This is a genomic window from Microbacterium sp. NPDC055683 (genome assembly GCF_053617895.1).
Genome location: NZ_JBSHGQ010000003.1, coordinates 52,077 through 72,650, shown reverse-complemented (window position 1 = coordinate 72,650; position 20,574 = coordinate 52,077). Strand labels below are relative to the sequence as shown.

The following is a 20,574-nucleotide window of genomic DNA, read 5'->3' as shown; positions in this document are numbered from 1 at the left end:
GAGTGCCGGAAACACGGCGGCGCTACACTCTGCGCACCGATGCAGGGAGGTCGACATGAGCCAGCCCGAGGCCCACAAGCACGCCGAACGCGCGGAGACGCTCGCCCGCATGGCGAAGAACCAGGCGCAGGATCCCGCGCTGCGGGATCTCGCCCATGCCGTGCAGGAGCTGTCCGCCGCCCTCAAGGAGCTGACGGCGCGGCCGATCCGCTGATCAGCGGCCGGCCATCCGGGCGGCGCGCTGCAGCGGCCACTCCATGCCCGCGAGGATCTCGCAGGTCTCCCAGATGCGGCGGCGCACGGCGGGGTCGGACGACGTGCGCGACGGCTGCTGTCGGACGGGCAGGCCGCGCGTGAGGTGGCGCGGGCCCCAGTACTCGCCTCCCGAGATCTCGGGATCGATGAGCGCCCGCACGAGGGATGCGGCACCGCGCTCCTTCGACTGCGCGACGGGCGCCTGCAGGCCGCCCTTGAGGCGCTTCCACGCGCTCGGCTCGTTCACGCCCGAGACGCGCGGCGTGCGGCCGCCGATCGAGTAGCCGGGGTGAGCGACGACGCTCTCCACGGGGACGCCCGCGTCGCGCAGCCGCAGGTCCGCCTCGATGCCGAGCGCCTGCACGACGACCTTCGACTGCACGTAGGCCTTCCAGGCCGCGTAGCCGCGCTCGAGCTGGATGTCGACGGGATCGTAGGCGCCCATGCGCGTCGACATGCTCCCGAGCCAGACCATCCGCGGCGTCCACGTGCGGCTCGCCGACTTCGACATCGTCGTGAGCAGCTCGGCCGCGAGCACGAAGTGGCCGAGCGCGTTCGTCACGAGCACGAGTTCCCGCCCGTCGCGGGTCGTCTCGCGCTGACGGGGCGTGTGGACGATGCCCGCGTTGAGGAGGACGCCGTCGAGCCGCTGACGCTTGAAGAGCCCTCCGCGCACGCTCGCCGCGGCGGCCCGGATCGAGCCGACGTTGCTGACGTCGAGGAGCAGCGTCTGCACCGATGCGTCCGGCACGCGCGCCTCGAGGGCGTCGTGCGCGGCGGCGAGCTTGTTCGGATTGCGGCCGGACAGGATGACGTGGGCACCCGCGCGGGCGAGCTGCTCGCTCGCGAAGTAGCCGAGACCCGCGTTGGCGCCCGTGATGAGGAACGTGCGTCCCGTCTGGTCGGGCAGACGGTCGGGGTCCCAGACGGCGGGCGCGGGATCGGTCACGAGACGAAGATACGCCCGCGGGCATGCCTCGCGCCGCATCGACTCCCGCCACGGACGGATGCTCGGGCGATCTAGGCTGAAAGCATGGCGCGACGCGATGAGATCGAGTGCTGGCTGACCGACATGGACGGCGTCCTCGTGCACGAGGAGCGTCCCATCCCCGGGGCCAGCGAGCTGCTGGCGCAGTGGCGCGACACGGGCACTCCCTTCCTCGTGCTGACGAACAACTCGATCTTCACGCCGCGCGACCTCTCGGCGCGACTGCGGGCATCCGGCATCGAGGTGCCGGAGGAGAACATCTGGACGAGCGCGCTCGCGACGGCGGCGTTCCTGAAGCAGCAGAGTCCCGGCGGGTCCGCGTTCGTCATCGGAGAGGCGGGCATCCTCACGGCCATGCACGAGGCCGGCTTCATCATGACCGAGACCGACCCCGACTACGTCGTCATCGGCGAGACGCGCAACTACTCGTTCGAGGCGCTCACGAAGGCCGTGCGGCTCATCAACAACGGCGCACGGTTCATCTCGACGAACCCCGACGCGACCGGCCCGAGCGCGCAGGGGGTGCTGCCGGCCACGGGCGCCATCAACGCCCTCATCACGAAGGCCACCGGCAAGGAGCCGTACATCGTCGGCAAGCCGAACCCGATGATGTTCCGCTCGGCGCTCAACCGCATCGGCGCGCACAGCGAGAACACGGGCATGATCGGCGACCGCATGGACACCGACATCGTCGCGGGCATCGAGGCGGGTCTGCACACCGTCCTCGTCATGACGGGCATCTCGTCGCGCGCGTCGATCGAGCAGTACCCGTTCCGGCCCGACGAGATCGTGTCTTCGGTCGCCGAGCTGCTGAGCCCCGCGGTCGAGGGCGAGGGCGGCGGCGAGCTCGCCGCCGGAGTCTGACATGAGCGAGCGCGACCTGCTGTTCGCCGTGAGCATCCTCGTGACGGCGGGAACCCTCGTCGCGGTGGTGTGGGGCATGCTGCGGCGCCGCAAGGACGACGACCGCGACGCGTAGGCCGAGGCGGGGCGGGCCCCGACGCAGCGGGCCCGGCACCGCCTACAGCGTCCCCGGCACCGCCTCGAGCAGCTCGCGGGCGTAGTCCGACCCGGGGGCCGTGAGCATGCGCGACGCGGGGCCCTGCTCGACGACCCTCCCCGACCGCATGACGACGACGTGGTCGGCGATCTGCCGGACGACGCCGAAGTCGTGCGTGATGAAGAGGTACCCGAGGCCGAGCTGCGCCTGCAGGTCGACGAGCACCTGCAGGATCTGCGTCTGCACCGACACGTCGAGCGCCGACACCGGCTCGTCGAGCACGAGCAGCGTGGGCTGCAGCGCGAGCGCGCGGGCGATCGCGACGCGCTGGCGCTGGCCGCCGGAGAGCTCTGCGGGCAGCCTCTCGGCGACGGAGGACGGCAGCCGTACCGACTCGAGCAGGTCGCGCACGCGCCTGGCCTGCTCCGCCCGGCCTCCGATGCCGAAGGCCCGGAGCGGCTCGGAGACGATCCGCTCGATGCTCATGCGCGGGTCGAGGCTGCCGAACGGGTTCTGGTAGACGACCTGCACCTGACGGCGCCACTCCCGCAGACCCGACCCGCGCAGCGCCGTGACGTCGTCGCCGCGGAAGCGGATGCGCCCGCCGTCGGCGTCGACGATGCGCGCGGCCATCCGCGCCGTCGTCGTCTTGCCCGAGCCCGACTCGCCGACGAGCGCGACCGTCGCGCCCGCGGGGACGGCGAACGAGACGCCGTCGGCCGCGACGACGTCGCCGAACGCCTTCTGCAGGCCCTCCACCTCGAGGAGCGGCGGCCCGTCGGGGGCCGGCAGCGAGTCGCCGACGATCGTCGGCTCCAGACGCCGGCTCGTGAGCCCCGGTGCCGCGGCGACGAGCTCGCGCGTGTAGTCGGTGCGCGGGGCGCCGAGCACCTCGTCGGTCGTGCCCTCGTCGACGACGAGCCCCTGCTGCATGACGACGACGCGACTCGCGCGGTCCTTCGCCACTCCGAGATCGTGCGTGACGAGCAGCACGGCGGTGCCGCGCGACGCCGCGAGCTCCTCGATCTGGTCGAGCACGCGCCGCTGCACGGTGACGTCGAGGGCGCTGGTCGGCTCGTCGGCGATCACGAGCTGCGGGTCGCAGCTCCACGCCATGCCGATGAGCACGCGCTGCTTCATGCCGCCCGACAGCTCGTGCGGGTACTGGCGCGCCCGCAGCTCGGGGCGCGAGAGCCCCACCTCGCCGAGGATCTCGACGGCGCGCGCGGCGGCATCCGCCCGCGACATGCGCGCGTGCAGGCGCAGCCCCTCGGCGATCTGCTCGCCGATGCGCAGGACGGGGTTGAGCGACGCGTTCGGGTCCTGCGGCACGAAGCCGATGCGCCCTCCGCGGATGCGCCGCAGCTCGCGCTCGCGCACCCTGGCGAGGTCGAGTCCGTCGAAGCGCACCGAGCCGCCCGCGATCCGGCCGTTCTCGGGCAGACGTCGCACGAGCGCCTGCGAGACGCTGCTCTTGCCCGAGCCCGATTCGCCGACGAGCGCGACGATGCCGCCGCGCGGCACGCGCAGGTCGACGCCGCGGACCGCTTCCACCTCGCGCCGTCCGGTGCGGTAGGCGACCTGGAGCCCTTCGACCGCGAGGATGTCGTCGCTCATCGTTCCACTCCGATCACGCGCGCGATGCGGGTGACGGCGAGCACCACGCAGACGATGACGGCGCCGGGGAGCACCGTGAGCCACCATGCGGTGGCGATGTAGTCGCGGCCGTCGCTGACGAGCGCGCCCCACTCGGGAGAGGGCGGCTGCGCCCCGAATCCGAGGAAGCTGATGGTCGACACGGAGAGGATGGCCGTGCCGAGCTCGAGCGCGGCCATCGCGAGCACGGGGCGCATCGCGTTCGGCAGGATGTGCCGGCCGAGCACGGCGAGCGGGCGGACGCCGAGGGTCGCCGCTGCTTCGACGTACTCCTCGCCGCGTACGCGCAGCACCTGCGCGCGCATGACGCGGGCGAAGCTGCCCGCGGCGCCGAGGCCGACGCCGAGCGCGATGCTCCACGGCCCGAATCCGAGCGTCGCGACGACGATGAGGGCGAGGAGGATGCCCGGCACCGCGATCAGCACGTCGACGAACCGCATGACGACGAAGTCGACGATGCGCCCGGCGCGTCCGCGCAGCGCGCCGCAGACGAGGCCGACCGCTCCCCCGACGAGTCCTCCCACGAGCACGGCGGCCGTCGCCGCCGCGAGCGAGAGGAAGGCACCGTGCACGACGCGCGTGTACACGTCGCGCCCGAGCGCGTCGGTGCCGAACAGGTGGCCGGCGCCGGGGGCGAGCAGGCGGTCGGCGGGCTCGCCCGCGAGCGGGTCGCCGGGAGCGATCAGCTGCGGCGCGAGGGCCATGATCGCGGCGAGAGCGACGATCGCGAGGGACAGGAGCGTCGTCGGACGCAGCAGGCGGGCCCTCATCGGAGCCCCTCCTTCCGGGGGGAGGCATCCACGGCGACGGCGCCCGTGGCAGTCGGGGGCGCCGGCTCGGAGAGCACGAGGCGTGCGCGGTCGCGCGGGCGCAGCCGCGGATCGAGCAGCGGGTACGACAGGTCGACGAGCAGCGCGGCGAGCGCGTACACGACCGCGACGACGATGATCACGCCCTGGATGACGTTGACGTCGCGCGCCTGCACGGCCGCGACGACGACCCGGCCGATGCCGTCGCGCGAGAACACCGTCTCGACGACGGCCGTGCCTCCGGCGAGGAAGCCGATGAGCAGGCCGATGCTCGTGACGGACGGCAGCAGGGCGTTGCGGAGGATGTGCCGGCCGAAGACGGTGAGGCGGGAGAGGCCCTTCACGTCGGCCGTGAAGACGTAGGCGCTCGACTCGGCCTCGCGGACGGCGGCGGAGAAGACCTGGAAGAAGATGGCGCCGACGGGGAACGCGAGGGTGACGGCGGGCAGGACGACGCTCAGCGGCGAGCGCGCGCCGGAGGCGGGCAGCCAGCCGAGCCCGAACGAGAACACGCTGATGAGCACGAGCCCCGTGACGAAGGCGGGCACGGCGACGCCCAGGGGCGGCAGCTGCACGAGGGTCTCACGCAGCCAGCGCCACGGCGAGAGGTAGGCCAGGAAGCCGATGAGCAGCGACATCGCGACGCCGATGACGAGCGCGAGTCCGGCGACGGCGAGCGTGCCGGGCACGACGTCGGCGATCATCTGCGCGACCGGCCGCCCGGTCGCGAGCGAGGTGCCGAGGTCTCCTGTGATGAGCCCGCCGAGCTGAGCGAGGTACTGCTCGAGGAGGCCGCCCGCGAGGCCGGCCTCCTCCCGCAGCGCCGCGAGCTGCGCGGGGTCCACGGTCGTCGCGTCGCCCGACTGCACGGCGAGAGCGGCGAGCACGGGGTCGCCCGGCAGCACGCGGATGAGCAGGAACGTCACGGTGTAGGTCGCCCAGACCACGAAGACGAACTGGAGAAGGGGGGCGCCGATCCGCCTGAGGAGGCCGGCGGCCCGTGACGTTCCTGCCGCGGTCATGTCAGCCGAGCTCCACGTCGTAGAGGTGGAAGCGCGACGCCGAGTCGAACGCGAAGCCCGTCACCTCGGGCTGCGACGCGTGCAGCTGGTAGACCTCGAGGATCGGGAAGAGGTAGCCCTCGTCGATCACGGTCGCCTGGATGTCGTCGAGGATGGCCTGGCGCGCGACCTCGTCGCTCGTCGCCGCCTGCTCGACGAGCATCGCCTCCAGATCGGCGTCGTCGACGACGGCCCAGTGCGAGGGGGCGGCCTGCTCGAACATCACGGCGAGCGCGTCGGGGCCGGTGCGCGTGAGCGCCGCGAACAGCACGTCGTAGCTGCGCTCGGCGATGGCGCCGAAGAACCCGCCCGCGTCGGTGAAGTCGATCTGCATGTCGATGCCGATCTCGGTGAGCTGCAGCTGGATGAGCTCCATCATCTGCTGCTCGTAGAAGCCCGTCGCCGTGAAGGCGAGGCGCTGGCCGTCCTTCTCGCGGATGCCGTCCGCCCCCTCGGTCCAGCCCGCCGCCTCGAGCGCCGCCACGGCGGCGTCGGGGTCGTAGGCGAGGGCATCCGCCTGGCTCGTGTAGCCGGAGGTGCCGCTCGAGAGCGCGCTCGTCGGCACGTCGCCGCCCGCGTAGCCGAGGGTCTCGGTGATCTCTGCGCGGTCGATGCCGAGCTGGATGGCCTGGCGCACGGCATCGTCGGCGAGGACGGGGTTCTCGAGGTTCGGGATGAGGCTCGTCGGGATGCCCGGGTTCGCCTTCGCGTAGATCGAGTAGCCCTCGTCGGCGATGCGCGGCTCGTCGGCGTAGGGCAGCTCGCCCACGATGTCGAACTCGCCGGACTGCAGCCCACCGACGCGCACGCTGTCCTCCGTCACGACGGCGAACTCGATGCGGTCGAGGAAGGCGTCGCCCTCGTGGCCGCGAAGCTCGGATGCCCACGCGTACCCCTCGCGGCGGTCCATCGAGACCTCGCTGTTGGGCGCGTAGGAGTCGTAGACGAACGGCCCCGTTCCGATGACGCCGTCCTGGCAGCGCGCCTCCGGGGTCTCCTCCGTGCTCGCGAGCGACACGATGCCGAGGCTCATGGTGCTCGCGCCCTGCAGGAACGCCGCGTTCGGCGCGTCGAACGACACCGTGAACGTCTGGTCGTCGGCGACCTCGGTGCCGGTGTAGCCCGAGAGGTACTGGCCGGCGAGCGTGGCCGTCGACCCGTCCGCCGACATCTCGACGATGCTGTCGAAGTTGGCCTTCACGACGTCGCTCGTGAGCGGCGTCCCGTCGCTGAAGGTGACGTCGTCGCGCAGCGTGAAGGTGAACGAGGTCATGTCGGCGGCGGACTCGTACGACTCCGCCAACCACGGCACGATGTCGCCCGTCTCGGGGTCCTGGTCGACGAGCGAGTCGACGACCTGGCGCCCGATGTAGAGCGCCTGGGTCACGGTGGGCTGCTGCGGGTCGATGCAGCTCGGATCGGTCTCGACGGCGAAGACGAGCGTGCCGCCGCCTTCGGACTCCGCGTCGCCGCCCGCGGCGCAGCCGGCGAGGAGCGCGCCGAGCGCGAGGGCGGAGCCGGCGGCGAGGGCCGCGCGGCGCTTCGGGGATGTGTTCACGATGGATCCTCTCGGGGGGAGGGTGGTGCAGGTCGGGTTCAGGAGGCCAGGGTTCAGGACGGCAGGGAGCCGGCGACGAGGCGCCCGCGGGAGACGACGGCCACGACGCGGTCGGCGTCGATGTGGGAGACGTCCTCCCACGGGCGGCCGTCGACGACGACGAAGTCGGCACCGAGACCGGGGCGCAGGCGGCCGATGCGGTCGCCCATCCCGATCGCGTCGGCCGCGTCGCTCGTGGCCGAGACGAGGGCGCGCTCGGCCGACCAGCCGAACATGCGCGCCATGAGGCGCACCTCGGCGTGCTGCTCGCCGAAGCGCACCATGACGCCGTTCGCGTCGGTGCCGAGCACGAAGCGCACGCCGGCCTGCGCGGCCCCGGCGAAGTTCGCGTCGCGCTCCGCGACGACGGCTGCGGCCTTCTCGCGCGCCTCCGCGCTCACCGGCACCGTGCCATCCGCGAGACGGTCGTTGATGAGGAGCGTCGGGGCCACGGGCACGTCGCGCGCCGTGGCGAGCGGCCACAGCTCGGGCACGAGGCCCGTGCCGTGCTCGATGGAGTCGACGCCCGCCTCGAGGGCGCGGCGCGCGCTCACGGCGTCGTGGCTGTGTGCCGCGACCGGCATCGCGAGGGCGTGCGCCTCGTCGATGACGGTGCGGATCTCCTCGTCGGTCTGGTTGCGCCATCCGACCCGGTCGCCCATCGACAGCACGCCGCCGGACGCGTAGATCTTGATGCCGTGCGCACCCTGCCGCGCCCACTGGCGCACGAGCTTGCGGCACTCGTCGGGGCTGTCGGCGACGGGGTCGCGGTGCGGGTAGTGCGGCGGGATGAAGAGGTCGCCGTGCCCCGCGGTCATGCCCACCTGGCCGTGCACGCGCACGCGCGGGCCGATCTGCACGCCGTCGTCGAAGACGCGGCTGACGGCGAGCTGCAGGGCGTCGCCGGCGAGGTCGCGCACGGTCGTCACGCCGGCGCGCATGGCGCGCTGCGCCTGCGCCGCGATGTGGAAGACCTTCTCGGCGTCGGGCGTGACGAGCGACCAGGGCGAGCCCCAGGGCTGCTCTCCGGGGCCCGCGTAACCGCCCAGGTGGACGTGCGTGTCGATGAGACCGGGGATGACGGCGTAGCGCGGGGTCTCCCCCGCCGCGTCCGCCTCGACGGCGGTGATCTCGTCGCCGTTCCACGACAGGCGGCCGGCGCCGAGGGCGCGGGCGCCGTCCCAGATGGCGACGCGGGACAGGGTGCTTTCGGGCACGGGTGCTCCAGAGGACGATCGGGTCGTCGTCGGACGGGGTGGGTCCGGCGCGTGCGCGTGTGCCATCTTGCGGCCAACGCAACTAATTTACCGACAGTAAAACGTCTGGTGTTACACGCGCATGTCAGGCTCCTGCCGGATTGACCGACAGGAAGCGCGCGGGGCCCGCCGTCACAGCGGTCGGACCGTGCGGCGTCTCGGCGTCGAGGAGGATCGAGTCGCCGGCCTCGAGCACGTGCTCGTCGTCGCCGTGGCGGAAGCGGATGGCCCCCTCGAGCATGTAGAGGAACTCGATGCCGGCGTGCTCGTAGAGGGGGAACTCGGCCGCGTCGGCGTTGAGCGTGACGATGACGGGCTCGAGCGAGGGGCCGCTCGTCGACAGCAGGTTGCCGAGGCTCGCATAGCGATGGCCCTGCCTGCTGCCCGCGCGGACGGAGTCGGTGCCGGCGCCGGCCTTGACCACCACGGCGGCGCGGGGTGCGTCCGCTCCGCGGAAGAGCGACGCCACGGGGACGTCGAGCGCCCGCGCGAGGCGGTGGATGGTCGTGAGGCTCGCCGACGTCGTGGCCGACTCGATGCGCGAGATCATCGCGGGCGAGAGCCCCGCCCGCGCCGCGAGATCGCTCGCCGTGAGACCCGCCGCGAGGCGGTGGTGCCGCACGCGGTTGCCGACCGTCTTCTCCAGACGGTGGTCGGCTGCCTCTGGCTCGCTGGCGTGCGGGTCGCTCATGCTCCACAGACTAGGCGGAGGGCGGGAGCCTCGATGTCGAGGGGCCTTCCGGCGGCCCCGGTCGCACGCCGGGTACGATTCTCGGCGTGAGTCTCGACGAGGTGCTGCTGCGCGTCGACCGCCTCGCCGCGGGGCGCCAGCGCGATGTGCGCATCCCCGCCGACCGCCTCGACTCCGCTGCCCTGCACCGCGACTGGCTCGTCGTGCGCGTGCTGCTCGGCGTCGCGATCATGCTCGGCGTGAGCGCCGTCGGCATCGCGTTCTGGCTCACCCTGCAGGGCGTGCCGGAGCCCGTGCTCGTCTGGTTCCGCAGCGTCGTCGTGCTGGGGCTCACGGGTGGCCTCGGCTACTTCTCGTTCCGCGCCGAGCAGGGCTGGCTCTGGGCCTACTCGCGCATGCGCCTGTTCTCGTTCATCTTCCCCGCCGTCACGCTCGTGGTCGCCGCCGTCCCCGGTCTCTATCCGCTGTGGATGACGCTCGAGCAGGTCGCCTTCGCGGCGATCATGCTGACCGTCGGCGCGATCCTGTCGACGCGGCGCATGCGCGCCGCGTACCGCAGACGCTGAGACGGGCTCAGCCCCGCAGGACGAGCGCGGCGGCTCCGATGATGGGGCCGTCGCCGCCGAGGGCGCTGCGGACGACGCGCGTGGCACGCGCGTACGGCAGGTCGGCCCAGTCGGCGAGGGCTGCCGCGACGAGGTCGACGTAGTCGTCGGCCACGTTCGAGAAGCCGCCGGAGATCGCGACCACCTCGAGGTCGAGGAGCGTCGACGCGTCGGCGAGGGCCTGCCCGACGGCGCGAGCCGACCGCTCGATCGCGGCGCGCGCGATGCGGTCGCCGCCGCGCGCCGCGCGCGCGAGGTCCTCGCCCGTCTCGCCGCGCCATCCCTGCAGCTGCGCCCACTGCACGCTCGGCGGGCCGGCCGCGATCTCCTCCACCGTGAGCTCGCCGATGTGCACCTGCCCGAGGTGGCCGGAGTTGCCCGATGCGCCGCCGACGGGGCGGCCGTCCATGACGATGCCTCCCCCGACGCCCGTCGACACGACGATCGACAGCGATGCGCGGGTTCCCGCCGCGGCGCCGATCCACGACTCCGCGAGCGCGAGGCAGCCGCCGTCGTGGCGCAGGCGCACGACGGGGTCGAACTCGCCGGTGGAGGCGATGACGGCGTCGCGCACCGCCTCGACGAGGCCGAACCCGTGCACGCCGCGCATGTTCACGGGGTGGATGGCCCCCGCCGCCTGGTCGATGGGGCCGGCGCTGCCGATGCCGGCTCCCGCGAACTCGGCTCCCTCGGGAAGGTGCGCGAGCGCGTGCGACACGACGTCGGCGACCGCCGCGCGCAGCTCGTCGGGCGTGATGGCGCGGCCCGTCGGGCGTCGGTTCCGGCCGTCGGGCAGCACGGAGCCGTTCTCGTCGACGAGGGCGGCGTCGATCTTCGTGCCGCCGAGATCGACGGCGAGGGCGATGCGGGTCATGGATGCTCCTCGGGGTGGCCCGCCTTCGGGCCCGCCCAGCCTAGCGGCGCGGGCTACTGCGCCTCGAGCCCGAGGTCGTCGAGGTCGACGGCGGCGAGCCACTGCAGGCCCTCGGCCTCGATGCGCTGCTGTGCGCCCGTCTTGCGATCGACGATCGTCGCGACCGCGACCACCTCGGCGCCGGCGTTCCGGAGCACCTCGACGGCCTTAAGGGGAGAGCCGCCCGTCGTCACGGTGTCGTCGAGGACGACGACGCGCCTGCCCTCGACCTCGGCTCCCTCGATCTGGCGACCGCGGCCGTGGTCCTTCGGCTCCTTGCGCACGACGAAGGCGTCGACCGGGGTCCCCGCCGCGACCGACGCGTGCACGACGGCGTTCGCGATGGGGTCGGCACCGAGCGTGAGCCCGCCGACCGCCGAGACGCCGTCGATGTCGCGGATGAGGTCGAGCATGATGCGCCCGATCGCGGGGGCGGCGCGGTGGTCGAGCGTGAGCTTGCGCATGTCGACGTAGTAGGTGGCCTTCTTGCCGCTCGAGAGCGTGAAGTCGCCGTGGAAGACCGCGTCCTCCGTGATGAGACGGATGAGCTCCTGGCGGTCGGCTTCGAGTTCGGGCGTGGATGCGATGGCCATGCGCACCAGCTTAGAGACGCGCGGCGAGATCCGACTCGAGCCCGTACGCGCGAGCTCCGTATGCCGATTCAGGCATGTCGTACACGAACGCCCCGGATGGCGTGTCGTCGACGGGAGCCCAGTGGGCGCGTCCCTCGCGCACGAAGCGCACCCAGTCGCCATGCATCCGGTCGGCGAGGAGCTGGGGCGGCTCCTCACCCAGAACGGCCGTCACGCCCTCCTGCGCCAGCCCGTCCCACGTGAACGGCAGGTCGAGACAGTGGCCTGCGGTGCGCGAGACGGGCGAGTGGTGGCGGAAGTCGTAGAGCCACGTCGTCGCGCCCCACGCCGAGGCCGCCGCCTGCGCCGCGAACCGGGCCACGGGCATCCGGAACATCGCCTCGCTGAGCAGCTGACCCTGCAGGAAGCCCGCGCCGAGGCCGTCGAGCTCGGCACGGAAGCCGGCGAGCACATCGTCGCGTGCGCCCGCGGCGCCGAGAGCGGCCATCACACCGTCGAGATCGCCCGGTTCCGCAGGGAAGCCGAACTCGTTCGCCGTCGTCCCGATGAGGAGCGGCACGGGCGGTGTTGCGACGACGTCGGCGACGGGCGCGAGCACCTCCCCGTCGATGAGGGGGACGAAGGCGAGCGGCATGGCGTCGCGGCCGGCTCCGAGGAGATCGATGCCGTGCGCGGGCTCCAGGCCCAGCGCCGCCGCCGCGTCGACACGCGCGGAGGCGTCGAGGATCGCCTCCTCGTCGAGGGCGAGGAAGCCGTCGACGCCGATGCCGTCGATCCCGAGCTCGCGGGCGAGTGCGGAGGAGACCGCCGCCCCGTCGGCGGAGGTGCGGTGCGTCCAGGAGGGCGACTGCGCGATGGCGCCGTGGAAGAGCCCGCGGGCGGCGCGCGCCGCGAGCAGGTACATCACGCTGCCGCCGCCCGCCGACTGCCCGGCGATCGTGATGCGGGCGGGGTCACCGCCGAAAGCGCGGATGTTGTCGCGCACCCACTCCAGCGCGGCGATCTGATCGAGGATGCCGCGGTTGGCCGGCATCCCGTCGATCCATCCGAAGCCGTCGAAGCCGAGCCGGTACGAGATCGTCACGGTGACGACGCCGTCGCGGTTGAAGGCGGCACCGTCGTACCACGGGCTCGCGGGCGATCCTGCGAGGAATCCGCCCCCATGGATCCACACGAGCACGGGCAGACCGGCGCCGCGATCACCCGGAGCGGGCGTGAAGACGTTGACGTTGAGCGTCGCCTGCCCTGGGACGGAGGGCTCGGGGATGGTGGTGACGGCAGAGAACGGACGCCGCTGCGGCGTCGCACCGTAGACGGTCGCGTCGCGGACGCCGTCCCACGGCACCGGGGGAACCGGCGGTCGGAAGCGCAGCGCTCCGACGGGCGCCTGCGCGAACGGGACGCCGAGGAAGGCGGCGGACCCGCCGCGGTCGATCCCGCGCACCTCCCCCGCCGTCGTCGTGGCGAGAGGGGCGGCTGCGCTGTCCATGCGAGAACGCTATCGGCTGGATCGCGCTGTCGGACGCGCGAAATAGGCTTGTCGCATGCGCCTCGCCACCTGGAACGTGAACTCGATCCGTGCCCGCGTCGACCGCATCGTGTCGTTCGCCGAGCGCGAGCACATCGATGTGCTCGCGATGCAGGAGATCAAGTGCAAGCCCGAGCAGTTCCCCTATGCGGCCTTCGAGGCAGCCGGCTACCACGTCGAGGCGCACGGACTCAACCAGTGGAACGGCGTCGCGATCGCGAGCCGCGAACCGCTGGCCGACGTGCAGCATTCCTTCGACGGCATGCCCGGGTTCAAGAAGGGCTACGACGGCGACGACGCGCCGCATGAAGCGCGGGCGATCTCGGCGCTCGTGAGCGGCGTGCGGGTGTGGAGCCTGTACGTGCCCAACGGCCGTTCGCTCGACGACCCGCACTACGCCTACAAGCTCCGCTGGCTCGAGGCGCTGCGCGTGGCGACCGAGGCACAGCTGCGTGCCGAGCCCGATCTGCCGCTCGCCCTCGTCGGCGACTTCAACATCATCCCGTTCGACGCGGACAACGGCGATCCCGACATCGTCCCCGGGCTGTCGACGCACGTCTCCCCCGCCGAGCGCGACGCGTTCTTCGCCCTCGAGGCCGCCGGCGTGACCGACGTCGTGCGTCCGCTCATCCCCACCGGGTACACGTACTGGGACTACCAGCGCCTCAAGTTCCCTCGCGACCAGGGCATCCGCATCGACTTCGTGCTCGGCTCGCGCGCGTTCGCCGATGCCGTCGCGGGGGCGTCGATCGCGCGCGACGAGCGGAAGGGCGACTCCCCGAGCGACCACGTGCCCGTCGTCGTCGACATCGACCTCCCCTCGGAGGCCGAGGACGACGACGTGCCGATGATCTTCGGCTGACGCCCCGCCGTTCAGTCGCCCATCGTCCCCGTCTGCGGCGCGAGGTCGACCGGGGCGTAGCGCAGCTGCACGGCACCGCTCGGCCCCGCGACGGGCGGGGCGATGAGCCGCAGGTTCGCCGGCTGCGCGCCATCCGGGAAGACCTTCCTGCCCTGGCCCAGGACGACCGGATACACCCACAGCAGGAGTTCGTCGAACAGCTGCCGCGCGAGCAGGGTCTGCACGAGGTCGACGCTGCCGATCACGGCCGTGAGGCGGTGACGGGCGCGGATGGCCGCGATCTCGACCTCGAGATCGCCGCCGATGCGCGTGCTGCCTTGCCAGGCGAGGTCCCGCGCCTGCCGGGAGGCGACGTACTTGGGCACGGCGTCGAACTTCCGCCCGATCGGGCCGGCGGGCCCGGTCGTATGGTGCGGCCAGTACCCGGCGAAGATGTCGTACGTGCGCCTTCCGAGCAGCAGGGCGTCGAGCGCCTCGATGCCCGCGCCGATCTCGCGGCCGACGGTCTCGTCCTCGAAGGGCGCCTGCCATCCGCCGAAGCGGAACGCTCCCGACGGGTCCTCGTCCGGTCCGCCCGGCGCCTGCGCAACACCGTCGAGCGTCGTGAAGAGGTCGATGCGGATGCGCCCCCTCGTCGTGCCGCCCTCGTCCATGAGGGTCTCCTTCCGGTCAGGCCGCGACCGCCGCGGCTCCTGGGTCGATGTGGAACACGGCGGCGAAGCGCTCGAACAGCACGGGCTCGCCGCGGAGGACGTGGGCGAGCCCCTGCTCGACCGCGTCGGCCGGCGAGAGCTCGCCGGAGATGACCGAGCGGATGGCCGGCCCGGCCGCGAGGACGACGTCCGGCTCCCCTTCGGGCGCGCGGCCGCCCACGGGCGGTGCGGCCGGAGCGAGCTGCGCGACGGCGAGCTCCCCGCCGCGCACATCGGCACGCAGGACGATGTCGCCCACATGCAGTTCGTATGCCGTGTCGGGCATGATCGCGGCGACGTCGACCTGGAACGCTGTGCGAAGCGCCATGGTGAGCGAGTCCGGCGTGACGACGTCGCCCTCGCGCGGGTCTCCCATCCGCGCGAACCCCCAGCGGCCGAGGGCGATCACGATCGGCTCGAGCTCGCGTCCGTAGGGCGTCAGCTCGTAGACGAGCCCGCACCGGGCGATCGGCACACGCCGCACCACTCCCCCGGCCTGGAGATCCTTGAGCCGGATGCTGAGGATGTTCGTCGGGATGCGCGGGAGCCCCGCCTTGAGATCGGTGTAGCGCCGCGGGCCGACGAGCAGATCGCGCACGATGAGCAGGGCCCACCGTTCGCCGATCAGCTCGACGGCCGTCGCGACTCCGCAGTACTGCCCGTAGCCGCGCGCCGCCACCCGATCAGGCCTCCTGCTCGGCGAAGAACGCCTCGGGACCCTTCTCGGCCGCGATGGGGTCCATCCACATGAACTCGATGATGTTGCCGTCGGGGTCGGCCATGCTGATGGAGTACATGAAGCCGTAGTCCTGCGGCTCCTTGTTCTCGGTGCCGCCCGCCTCGAGGACGGCTGCGCGGATGGCGTCCACGTCGTCGCGCGAGTCGCGGCTCAGGGCCGTGATGACCTGCGCGCCGTCGACGCCGAGCACGACGCTCTTCGACGTGAACGTCGAGAAGTACTCCTTCGTGAGCACCATGAAGAAGACGTTGTCGTCCCACTTGACGCAGGCGGCGTTCTCGTCGGTGAACTCCGGGACGATGGTCGTTCCCAGCGCCTCGTAGAACCGCTTGGCGCGGTCGAGGTCGGTGACGGGCAGATTGACGAAGACGTTGGTGGCCATGGCGTGCTCCTTGCGGCGTCGGAGGGTCGCGACCGCGTCGGTGCGCCCGCACGGCAATGCTTGCAATAAGCAAGTTCGTCGTCAAGGGCTCCCTCGCGCGGGGGAGGCCCGTGCGCCGTACTGCCCCTAGCGTGGAGGGCATGACCGCGTTCTCCGACCCCGCCACCACGGAGGACGACGCCGACGCGACGCCGCTCGACCGGCCCGTCACGCGGCGCGATCTCCGCAACGACGCTCTGCTCGGCGTCGGCCTCTTCGGCGCGGCCGTCATCAGCATCGGGCTCGCCACCGTCGCCGGGGCGTTCTTCTCCGAGCCGGGCAACGCCGGATGGTCCCTGCTCGCGAGCGCGCTCATGACGCTGCCGCTCGCCCTGCGCAGGCGCCTTCCCGTAGCGGTCGCCGTCGTCGTCAGCGCGTCGTACTTCGTCGCCGCGTCGCTCCAGTTCACCGAGCTCTATGTCAGCCAGGTCGCCATCTTCATCGCGATGTTCACGATCGGAGCGTGGGTCGACGACCGCCGTCGAGCCGCGGTCTCCCGCATCGTCATCATCATCGGGATGGCGCTGTGGCTCCTCGTCTCGACGTTCCTCGGGGCGACCGACACCGAGAGCCTCGACGAGTACTTCGCCGGGTCGCTCTCCCCGTACGTCGCGTACATGCTGTTGATGTGGCTCATCAACGCCGCGTACTTCGGCGGGGCGTACTACATGGGCAATCGGGCATATGCGGCCGCGCGAGACAGGGCCATCCTGCAGCGGCGCACGCGCGAGCTCGAGGAGGAGCGCGAGATCACCGCGGCTCAGGCCGTGGCGCTCGACCGTGTGCGGATCGCGCGCGAGCTGCACGACGTGGTCGCGCACCACGTGTCCGCCATGGGGGTGCAGGCGGGTGCCGCGCGCACCGTGATCGACGCGGATCCCGCCGCCGCGAAGCGGGCGCTGTCGGTCGTGGAGGGGTCCGCGCGGTCGGCGATCGCCGAGCTGCATCACCTCCTCGACACTCTGCGCTCGCCCGACGGCGACCCCGACTTCGCCGCGGGGGCGCCGTCGACGCTCTCGCTCGAGAGCCTCGCCGACCTCGCGGAGGTGATGACCGCGTCCGGCACCCCGACCGCGCACGTCGTCGTCGGCGAGCGCCGCGCGGTGCCCGACGTCGTGCAGGTCAACCTGCACCGCATCGCCCAGGAGGCCCTCACGAACGCCCGCCGGCACGGCGGACCGGATGCGACGGCGGAGATCAGGGTGCGCTACACCGACGCGGCCGTCGAGCTGGAGATCGTCAACTCCGGGCGCCTCGCGCTCGATGCGCGGCCGGGGCTCGGGCAGCTGGGCATGCGCGAGCGCGCGATCGCGTCGGGCGGCTCCCTCGAGCTGCGCCCGCGGGATCGGGGCGGCTACCTCGTGCGCGTCACCGTGCCCCTCGATGCCGTGCCCGACGAACGGGAGACCCCATGACCATCCGCGTGCTGCTCGTCGACGACCATGCCACGATGCGGGCAGGTTTCCGCATGATCCTCGAGGCATCGGGCATCGAGGTCGCGGGGGAGGCCGGCACGGGCAGGGAGGCCGTGTCGCGCGCGGCCGAGCTGCAGCCGGACGTGGTCTGCATGGACGTGCAGATGCCCGATATGGACGGGATCGAGGCCACGCGGCGCATCGTCGAGGCCGGCACGGCCGCGCAGGTCGTCATCGTGACGACCTTCGATCGCGACGACTACCTGTTCTCCGCGCTCGACGCCGGCGCGAGCGGGTTCCTGCTGAAGAATGCGGGACCGGAGGAGCTCGTGAACGCCGTACGCGTCGTCGCCGCGGGAGACGCCCTGCTCGCACCCGAGGTCACGCGGCGCGTCATCGAGCGCCACACGCCGGCGCCCACGACGAGCGCCGAGCACGAATCCGATCAGGATGGCGACGCGGGGCTCACGGAACGCGAGCGAGACGTGCTTCGGCTGCTCGCGCAGGCCATGAGCAACGCCGAGATCGCGCGCGCGCTCTTCATCGGCGAGGCCACCGTCAAGACGCACGTGTCGAACGTGCTGCTGAAGCTCGGCGCACGCGACCGCGTCGCGGCGGTCGTCTACGCCCACCGGCACGGATTGACGTAGGCGACCGCCGGCGACTCAGGCGTTCGCCTTGCGGACGCGCTCGATGAGGCCGACGAAGGCCTGCAGGTAGCCCGCGAGGAACTCCTTCGTGCCCTCGTTCGTGATGTCGCGCTCGTCGGTGATGAGCCCGGGCGCGTACTGGATCATGCCCTCGGGCTGGCCCATCACGATGGCGTTGAAGTGGCCCATGATGGCGCGCAGGTGCTGCTGCGCGGCGGCGGTGGAGATGGGGCCGCCGGATGCGCCGATGATGGCGACGGGCTTGCCGCTGAACGACATGTCGCCGTACGGGCGGGTCGACCAGTCGAATGCGTTCTTCAGCACGCCGGGGATCGAGCGGCTGTACTCGGGAGTGGCGATGAGGACGCCGTCGACGTCGACGATGGCCTGCTTGAAGTCCTTGGCGACCTGGGGGAAGTCGGCTTCGCGGTCCTGCGAGTAGAACGGCAGGTCGGCGATCGGGATCTCGACGAGCTCGACGCCCTCCGGCGCGAGCTTCGCGATCGCCTCGACGAGGGCGCGGTTGATCGACGTGCTCGAGAGGCTTCCGATGATGTAGCCGATGGTCGTCACAGATTTCTCCTCAGATGGGTGGGGATGGCCGCGGAACGCGTCCATTCAGGTGAAAGCATCCTGCCGGCCCACCCTATTCCGCGGCGGCGTGTCCGCCCTGCGGACGACCCGAGCACGGCCATCCGCCGCAGGGGGGAGGAACGCGTTCACCCCGACGGGGGAGGCGGGCGGCGCGCACGGTTCGTAGCGTGGGAGCCACATCGACGAGAGGGGACGAGGATGCTGCGACTGCGCGGGATCTCGAAGCGATACGGAGAGCGCCAGGTGCTGGACGACGTGTCGTTCGACGTCGCACCGGGCCGGCTGACGGGTTTCGTCGGCGGCAACGGCGCCGGCAAGACGACGACGATGCGGATCGTGCTCGGCCTGCTCGCGGACGACGGGGGCGAGGTCACGCTCGACGGCGCGCCCATCACGCCCGCCGTGCGGCGCGGCTTCGGCTACATGCCGGAGGAGCGCGGGCTCTACCCGAAGATGAAGGTGCTCGAGCACATCGTGTATCTCGCACGGCTGCACGGCTTCGACAAGGGCGAGGCGACGCGCCGGGCGACGGAGCTGCTGGAGCGGCTCGGCCTGGGCGAGCGGCTGGGCGACAACATCGAGTCGCTGTCGCTCGGAAACCAGCAGCGCGCCCAGATCGCGGCATCGCTCGTGCACGACCCGTCGGTGCTCATCCTCGACGAGCCGTTCTCGGGGCTCGACCCGCTCGCCGTCGAGACGGTCGTCGGCGTCCTGCAGCAGCGCGCGGCGGACGGCGCGGCCGTGCTGTTCTCCTCCCACCAGCTCGACGTCGTCGAGCGCCTGTGCGACGACCTCGTCATCATCGCGGGCGGGACCATCCGGGCAGCCGGGCCGCGCGATGCGCTGCGCGCGCAGCACTCCTCGAACCGGTACGAGCTCGTCTCGGATGGCGACGCCGGCTGGCTGCGCGCCGAGCCGGGCGTGCAGGTGGTCGAGTTCGAGGGCGGCTACGCCCTCTTCGACGTCGACACCGACGAGACGGCGCAGCGCGTGCTGCGCCGTGCGGTCGACCTCGGGGCGGTCGCGAGCTTCGCACCGCAGCATCCCTCGCTCTCCCAGATCTTCAAGGAGGTCATCCAGTGAGCACCGCAGCACCCTCCGTGTCGACGTCGCAGGGCGTCTGGCTCGTCGCCGAGCGCGAGCTCGGCTCGAAGCTCCGGAGCAAGTCGTTCCTCATCTCCACGGCCATCCTCATCATCGGCGCGCTCGCGGGCGTGCTGTGGATGGGGTTCTCCGCGGGAGGCGGCAGCACGACGCCGATCGCCGCGACCGCGAGCGTGGCAGCACAGCTCGACGCGGTCGACGGGTACGAGGTGACCGAGGTCGCCGATCGCGCGGCGGCCGAGGAGCTCGTGGAGACGGGCGAGGTCGACGCCGCCGTGATCGAGGATGCGGCGTCGCCGACGGGGCTCGCCATCCTCGCGCTGGAGGAGTCCCCTCCGGGGCTCGTCTCGGCGCTCTCGGTGTCGCCCGTCGTCGAGCTGCTCGACCCCGCGGCGGGGGAGGACGGCCCGCTGCGCTACATCCTGGGCCTCGTCTTCGGACTCGTGTTCTTCATGGCGGCGATGAGCTTCGGCACGCCGATCACGACGAGCGTCGTGGAGGAGAAGCAGACGCGCGTCGTCGAGATCCTCATCGCCGCCATCCCGGCTCGCGTGCTGCTCGCGGGAAAGGTGCTCGGCAACACGATCCTCGCGATCGCGCAGATCGTCGTGCTCATCGCCGTCGCCGTCGTCGGCCTCGTCGTGACGGGCCAGACGGCGTTCCTGCAGGGCCTCGGCGCCCCCATGGTGTGGTTCGCCGTGTTCTTCCTGTTCGGGTTCGTGCTGCTCGCGGGGATGTTCGCGGCTGCCGGCTCGATGGTGTCGCGTCAGGAGGACACCGGCCCGACCCTCACGCCGCTCATCTACCTGACGATGATCCCGTACTTCCTCGTCGTCTTCCTCGGCGACAACCCGGTCGTGATGGCGATCCTCTCGTACGTGCCGTTCTCGGCCGCGGTGGGCATGCCGCTGCGCCTGTTCTTCAACGAGGCGCAGTGGTGGGAGCCGCTCGTCTCGCTGGGGATCCTGCTGGCGACGTGCGTCGTCGTCATCGGACTCGGCGCGAAGATCTACGAGAACTCGCTGCTGCGCATGGGCGCGCGCGTGAAGCTCAAGGACGCGCTCAGGGCCTGACCTGCGCGTTCTCACGGCGCCCGTCATCTGACCGGATGGCGGGCGCCGTCTCGTGCCTGCCATCCGCGTAAC

22 protein-coding genes are annotated in these 20,574 nt (G+C 72.1%); 8 read left to right on the top strand and 14 right to left on the bottom strand.

Annotated features, from left to right (window positions below; genetic code table 11):
• Nucleotides 1–55 precede the first annotated feature (55 nt).
• Nucleotides 56–214: a hypothetical protein gene (locus ACWGPF_RS02295; RefSeq protein ID WP_345437651.1), complete on the top strand. Its 159-nt coding sequence runs from the start codon at nt 56–58 to the stop codon at nt 212–214.
• On the opposite strand, the gene ACWGPF_RS02290 is transcribed toward ACWGPF_RS02295, so the two are convergent.
• Nucleotides 215–1,204, bottom strand: a complete 990-nt coding sequence (locus ACWGPF_RS02290) for an SDR family NAD(P)-dependent oxidoreductase (protein WP_452331275.1) — start codon at nt 1,202–1,204, stop codon at nt 215–217.
• Nucleotides 1,205–1,288: 84 nt separating this feature from the next.
• Here ACWGPF_RS02290 and ACWGPF_RS02285 point away from each other — a divergent pair, with 84 nt between their 5' ends.
• A complete protein-coding gene (locus tag ACWGPF_RS02285) occupies nt 1,289–2,107 on the top strand; it encodes an HAD-IIA family hydrolase (protein WP_345437655.1) in 819 nt (272 codons plus the stop codon).
• Nucleotides 2,108–2,264: 157 nt separating this feature from the next.
• Here the strand turns inward: ACWGPF_RS02285 and ACWGPF_RS02280 are convergent, their stop codons facing one another.
• The 6 genes from ACWGPF_RS02280 to ACWGPF_RS02255 all read right to left on the bottom strand — a co-directional run bounded on the left by ACWGPF_RS02280 (nt 2,265) and on the right by ACWGPF_RS02255 (nt 9,313).
• Complete coding sequence (locus ACWGPF_RS02280) at nt 2,265–3,860, bottom strand: dipeptide ABC transporter ATP-binding protein (protein WP_452331274.1); 1,596 nt, start codon at nt 3,858–3,860, stop codon at nt 2,265–2,267.
• Nucleotides 3,857–4,669 (bottom strand): ABC transporter permease, encoded by an 813-nt coding sequence (locus ACWGPF_RS02275; protein ID WP_452331273.1) that lies wholly within the window; start codon nt 4,667–4,669, stop codon nt 3,857–3,859. Before ACWGPF_RS02275 ends, ACWGPF_RS02280 begins: the two co-directional genes overlap by 4 nt.
• Nucleotides 4,666–5,730 carry an ABC transporter permease gene (locus ACWGPF_RS02270; RefSeq protein ID WP_452331272.1) on the bottom strand — a complete coding sequence of 355 codons (1,065 nt, stop codon included), beginning with the start codon at nt 5,728–5,730 and terminating at the stop codon, nt 4,666–4,668. Before ACWGPF_RS02270 ends, ACWGPF_RS02275 begins: the two co-directional genes overlap by 4 nt.
• Before the next feature lies 1 nt (nt 5,731).
• On the bottom strand, nt 5,732–7,327 hold the full coding sequence (locus ACWGPF_RS02265; protein ID WP_452331271.1) for an ABC transporter substrate-binding protein: 1,596 nt from the start codon (nt 7,325–7,327) through the stop codon (nt 5,732–5,734).
• 53 nt (nt 7,328–7,380) lie between these two features.
• Nucleotides 7,381–8,583 carry a metal-dependent hydrolase family protein gene (locus tag ACWGPF_RS02260; RefSeq protein WP_452331270.1) on the bottom strand — a complete coding sequence of 401 codons (1,203 nt, stop codon included), beginning with the start codon at nt 8,581–8,583 and terminating at the stop codon, nt 7,381–7,383.
• 124 nt (nt 8,584–8,707) lie between these two features.
• Entirely contained in the window at nt 8,708–9,313 is a 606-nt protein-coding gene (locus tag ACWGPF_RS02255) for a helix-turn-helix domain-containing protein (RefSeq protein ID WP_452331269.1), read from the bottom strand.
• A gap of 86 nt (nt 9,314–9,399) precedes the next feature.
• Here ACWGPF_RS02255 and ACWGPF_RS02250 point away from each other — a divergent pair, with 86 nt between their 5' ends.
• On the top strand, nt 9,400–9,879 hold the full coding sequence (locus tag ACWGPF_RS02250; protein WP_452331268.1) for a hypothetical protein: 480 nt from the start codon (nt 9,400–9,402) through the stop codon (nt 9,877–9,879).
• A gap of 7 nt (nt 9,880–9,886) precedes the next feature.
• Here the strand turns inward: ACWGPF_RS02250 and ACWGPF_RS02245 are convergent, their stop codons facing one another.
• From ACWGPF_RS02245 to ACWGPF_RS02235, 3 genes are read right to left on the bottom strand one after another with little or no spacing between them, the layout of a single operon-like run.
• A complete protein-coding gene (locus ACWGPF_RS02245; protein ID WP_452331267.1) occupies nt 9,887–10,792 on the bottom strand; it encodes an ROK family protein in 906 nt (301 codons plus the stop codon).
• A gap of 53 nt (nt 10,793–10,845) precedes the next feature.
• Complete coding sequence (pyrE, locus tag ACWGPF_RS02240) at nt 10,846–11,424, bottom strand: orotate phosphoribosyltransferase (protein ID WP_452331266.1); 579 nt, start codon at nt 11,422–11,424, stop codon at nt 10,846–10,848.
• Nucleotides 11,425–11,434: 10 nt separating this feature from the next.
• Nucleotides 11,435–12,913, bottom strand: a complete 1,479-nt coding sequence (locus ACWGPF_RS02235) for a carboxylesterase/lipase family protein (RefSeq protein WP_452331265.1) — start codon at nt 12,911–12,913, stop codon at nt 11,435–11,437.
• Between the two features lie 55 nt (nt 12,914–12,968).
• Here ACWGPF_RS02235 and ACWGPF_RS02230 point away from each other — a divergent pair, with 55 nt between their 5' ends.
• Nucleotides 12,969–13,814, top strand: a complete 846-nt coding sequence (locus tag ACWGPF_RS02230; RefSeq protein WP_452331264.1) for an exodeoxyribonuclease III — start codon at nt 12,969–12,971, stop codon at nt 13,812–13,814.
• Nucleotides 13,815–13,825: 11 nt separating this feature from the next.
• On the opposite strand, the gene ACWGPF_RS02225 is transcribed toward ACWGPF_RS02230, so the two are convergent.
• Genes ACWGPF_RS02225 through ACWGPF_RS02215 form a run of 3 tightly spaced genes read right to left on the bottom strand, consistent with a single transcriptional unit; the run spans nt 13,826 to nt 15,627 of the window.
• Nucleotides 13,826–14,467: a dihydrofolate reductase family protein gene (locus ACWGPF_RS02225; RefSeq protein ID WP_452331263.1), complete on the bottom strand. Its 642-nt coding sequence runs from the start codon at nt 14,465–14,467 to the stop codon at nt 13,826–13,828.
• A 16-nt stretch (nt 14,468–14,483) separates the two neighbouring features.
• The gene (locus ACWGPF_RS02220) at nt 14,484–15,185 is read right to left on the bottom strand and encodes a winged helix-turn-helix transcriptional regulator (protein ID WP_452331262.1); all 702 of its coding nucleotides are present in this window, start codon (nt 15,183–15,185) and stop codon (nt 14,484–14,486) included.
• A gap of 4 nt (nt 15,186–15,189) precedes the next feature.
• The gene (locus ACWGPF_RS02215; protein ID WP_452331261.1) at nt 15,190–15,627 is read right to left on the bottom strand and encodes a VOC family protein; all 438 of its coding nucleotides are present in this window, start codon (nt 15,625–15,627) and stop codon (nt 15,190–15,192) included.
• A 140-nt stretch (nt 15,628–15,767) separates the two neighbouring features.
• On the opposite strand from ACWGPF_RS02215, the gene ACWGPF_RS02210 reads away from it, so the two are divergent.
• Complete coding sequence (locus ACWGPF_RS02210; protein WP_452331260.1) at nt 15,768–17,081, top strand: sensor histidine kinase; 1,314 nt, start codon at nt 15,768–15,770, stop codon at nt 17,079–17,081.
• Nucleotides 17,078–17,731: a response regulator gene (locus tag ACWGPF_RS02205; protein WP_452331259.1), complete on the top strand. Its 654-nt coding sequence runs from the start codon at nt 17,078–17,080 to the stop codon at nt 17,729–17,731. Before ACWGPF_RS02210 ends, ACWGPF_RS02205 begins: the two co-directional genes overlap by 4 nt.
• A 15-nt stretch (nt 17,732–17,746) precedes the next feature.
• Here the strand turns inward: ACWGPF_RS02205 and ACWGPF_RS02200 are convergent, their stop codons facing one another.
• A complete protein-coding gene (locus tag ACWGPF_RS02200) occupies nt 17,747–18,304 on the bottom strand; it encodes an NADPH-dependent FMN reductase (RefSeq protein WP_452331258.1) in 558 nt (185 codons plus the stop codon).
• A gap of 219 nt (nt 18,305–18,523) precedes the next feature.
• Between ACWGPF_RS02200 and ACWGPF_RS02195 the strand changes: the two genes are divergently transcribed.
• Complete coding sequence (locus tag ACWGPF_RS02195) at nt 18,524–19,408, top strand: ABC transporter ATP-binding protein (RefSeq protein ID WP_452331257.1); 885 nt, start codon at nt 18,524–18,526, stop codon at nt 19,406–19,408.
• Nucleotides 19,405–20,502: an ABC transporter permease gene (locus tag ACWGPF_RS02190; RefSeq protein WP_452331256.1), complete on the top strand. Its 1,098-nt coding sequence runs from the start codon at nt 19,405–19,407 to the stop codon at nt 20,500–20,502. Before ACWGPF_RS02195 ends, ACWGPF_RS02190 begins: the two co-directional genes overlap by 4 nt.
• Nucleotides 20,503–20,574 lie beyond the last annotated feature (72 nt).